The sequence below is a fragment of the Bacteroides caecigallinarum genome, from assembly GCF_016901995.1.
Classification (GTDB): Bacteria; Bacteroidota; Bacteroidia; order Bacteroidales; family Bacteroidaceae; genus Phocaeicola; species Phocaeicola cellulolyticus.
This window is the reverse complement of the sequence record NZ_JACJLE010000103.1, coordinates 1-3,497: the sequence shown is the minus strand read 5'-3', so window position 1 is coordinate 3,497 and position 3,497 is coordinate 1. Positions and strand designations below refer to the sequence as shown.

Below are 3,497 nucleotides of genomic sequence, written 5' to 3'. Positions count from 1 at the left end.
GCGTATGGTTATGGAATAAAAAGTTTATATACAAACATTTTATTTGTATATAAATATTTGAAAAATAATAATTACGATATAATTCATATTACAGGAACTGAACATTATTTATTACCATTTCTTCCAAAAGAAAAAACAATAGTTACTGTACATGATGTTGGTTCTATAATTACTGCAAATAAAAGTAAAATACATTCATGGATTAAAAAACTTTTATGGATTAAAACATTATCATTGGCAAGATTTGTGACTTTTATATCAACACAGACTATGAACGAAACAAATTCAATGGTTATGATTAAACATTCAAAGGTAATTTTTAATCCAGTAGATCCTTCATTTCTATTTTCTCCTAAATCTTTAAATATAGAGAAACCCATAATATTACATATTGGGACTAAGAAAAATAAGAATTTGGATAACACGGTAATAGCATTAAAAGATATAAATTGTCATTTAAGGATTGTCGGAAAATTATCTGCAAAACAAATAGATTTACTCAATAACTCTGGAATTTCCTATTCTAATGTATTTAATATTAGTGATAAAGAATTATTGGAAGAATATAAACAATGTGATATCGTAAATTTCATTTCTACATACGAAGGGTTTGGTATGCCTATTATTGAAGGACAAGCCATTGGAAGAGTTGTCGTTACTAGTAATTTGGAGCCAATGAAATCGGTTGCTGATAATGGTGCAATTTTTGTAAATCCTTATGATTTGGATTCAATTAGAGAAGGGTATAAGAAAGCTATTACAGAATATCTAGAAATAGTTGCAAAAGGAATAGAAAACGTAAAACGTTTTAATGTTAATTGTATAGCGTCACAATATTTAGATTTATATAATGAAATAATTTGAAAAATATGAAAGTTCTCCATATTGGTACTCTTGATGTCAATGCTGGTGGTCCTGCAATGAGTACTTATAACACTTTATTGGGACTTAATCAGCAAGGAGTAGATACAGAAATAATAATGTATACTCTTAGTGAAACTGGAAAACTTAGGGGAGAAAACGTTAAAGTACATTATGCCAAAGCCCCTATTGAACATAAACTGGCATACTCTCCTACTCTTAAAAAAGAGATAAATGCTTTAGGTATATATGATCTTTATCATGCTCAGGGAGTATGGCAATATCCTACTTACGCTATTGTTGATGTAGCTAGAGCATTAAGAAAACCATATATTATTACGCCAAGGGGAATGCTTTATCCACAGGATATACGAAAATCCAACAAGTTCTTTAAAATGTTATCATTAAAATTGAGACTGTTGGATGATTTGAATAGGGCTGCATGTGTGCAAGTGACATGTAATGAGGAAATGGAACATTGTAGAAATCTTGGTGTTACTTCTCCTATTGCCATTATTCCCAATCCTATAGAAATTAAGGAGTATAAAGAGAAGAAAAGGAATGATATTTTCAGGTTAGGTTATCTTGGTAGGTTGTCGCCAAGAAAGAATGTAGAAAGTTTGATTTATGCTTTTCATGAGTTGAAAGATGTCTGTAAAGATGCAGAACTAATTATAATAGGTGGTGGTGATGATAAATATGAGAAATTTCTGAAAGATGAAGTAAATAGACTTAAGCTTCAAAATGTCAGATTTACAGGATTTCTATCAGGTAAGGAAAAAGATGAAGCCATAGCTTCAATATCAGTTCTGGCTATGCCAAGTGAATTTGAAAATTTAGGTAATGTCGTTTTGGAAGGACTTATTCGTGAAATTCCATGTATAGCTACAAAAGGTGCTCCTTGGGAGGAACTTGTAACTTATGGATGTGGATGGTGGGTAGATTATAGCCAAAAGGCTATTACTTCTGCTATAAAGGAAGCTATGTTTACTAAACAGGATGAATTAAATGAGATGGGTAAAAGAGGACGTAAACTTATGATTGATAATTATTCAATTGAAGAGGTCGCAAGGAAATTTAAAACTCTTTATGAATGGATATGCTATAGCAAAGATAAACCTTCTTTTGTTTTCTATAATAAGTGATTCATACTAATATGAGTAATAGAGTTCAATTAAAAACTTTTACAACAGGTAATTTTGATAAAGGTGCAGGAACTTGTAAAATGATACTTTGGTATTTCATTAATGCCTTATTTGTAAGAGCATCGTGGAATCCTTTTATGGATATTAAAATATTCCTGCTTAGAGTTTTCGGAGCAAAAATAGGAAAAGGACTGGTAATAAAAAATAATGTGTGTATAAAGTTTCCTTGGAAACTTACTATAGGAAATGATGTGTGGCTGGGTGAAAAATGTTGGATTGATAATTTAGATTATGTGACTATAGGAAATGATGTATGCATTTCGCAAGGTGCATTATTACTTACTGGTAATCATGATTATACGCTTTCAACGTTTGATTATAGGAACGCTCCTATTGTGATAGAAGATGGCGCTTGGATTGGGGCTAAGACAGTGGTTTGTCCGGGGGTTACTGCAAAATGCCATTCTATTCTTACTGTTGGTTCTGTTGCCACCAAAGATATGGAGGAGTATGGAATTTATCAGGGGAATCCCGCTAGAATAGTAAGAAAAAGAAATATAGTGTAAAAACAATTTCCCAAATGGAAAGAAAAATAGAATATGACATACTCAAAGGTATTTTAATAATATTCGTAGTTACAGGTCATATAGGAGTTAACATTGGCTTCGATGTTTATTGGTTTCACATGCCAGCATTCTTTATGATTAGTGGATATCTGACTCAAAGATTTATATCTTTTAATGATATGAAGACACTTTTCTTTAGTATAAAAAAGAGTGATAAAGATTCAGTGCAAAAGATTCTGAACAGATTCAAGAAATTTATAGTGCCTTTTTTCACATACTGCATAGTTTTTTATATTATTTACAGACCTGAAGGAGTACTGAAAAATATAGCAAGAGTACTGTATGCAGGGGGAAATAATGTAACTATATACTCATTTCCGTATTGGTTTATTAATGCTTTAATGATGGGATTGTTATTTTATGGTACTATTAGGGAGAGTAAATACAAAATTTATATACTTTTGGCTGCATATATGCTTATTCATACTAATGTATTTAAATTGTTACCGATTCCATTGCCATGGGGAATTGATGAAGGTTTTGGAGCTTTGATATTCATAGCTATAGGTGACTACTTAAAGAAAGTAAATTTGTCAGATAGAAAGATATCTTTTATTGGAGTAATTCCTATTTTTATTATTTTAATAAATGTTTATATGGGGGTAAATTATAAACTTAATATGAAATCTATGGAGTTTAATAATTATATTTTAGATATAGTTATTCCTGTTTCTTTTACTTATTTATTTCTCATTATTTCAAAAGGGATTGCATACATACCGATAATAAGAAATGTATTTATACAGTTGGGACTTTGTAGTATGACAATATATTATACACATGCGGCATTAATATGCTCTTATAGGGAATTGGGTTTAAAGGAGCATTTTATTCTTATTTCTATTATTGTATTGACAGGTGTATG

4 protein-coding genes are annotated in these 3,497 nt (G+C 30.4%); all 4 read left to right on the top strand.

What is annotated here, in order from left to right:
• Window positions 1-864, top strand: an 864-nt coding sequence (locus H6A61_RS15050; RefSeq protein WP_204394710.1) for a glycosyltransferase, incomplete at its 5' end; no start/stop codon positions are given.
• Between the two features lie 5 nt (window positions 865-869).
• A complete protein-coding gene (locus H6A61_RS15045) occupies window positions 870-2,006 on the top strand; it encodes a glycosyltransferase (protein WP_204394709.1) in 1,137 nt (378 codons plus the stop codon).
• 11 nt (window positions 2,007-2,017) lie between these two features.
• Window positions 2,018-2,572, top strand: a complete 555-nt coding sequence (locus H6A61_RS15040) for a WcaF family extracellular polysaccharide biosynthesis acetyltransferase (RefSeq protein WP_204394707.1) — start codon at window positions 2,018-2,020, stop codon at window positions 2,570-2,572.
• 14 nt (window positions 2,573-2,586) lie between these two features.
• Window positions 2,587-3,497, top strand: a 911-nt coding sequence (locus tag H6A61_RS15035) for an acyltransferase family protein (protein ID WP_204394706.1), incomplete at its 3' end; no start/stop codon positions are given.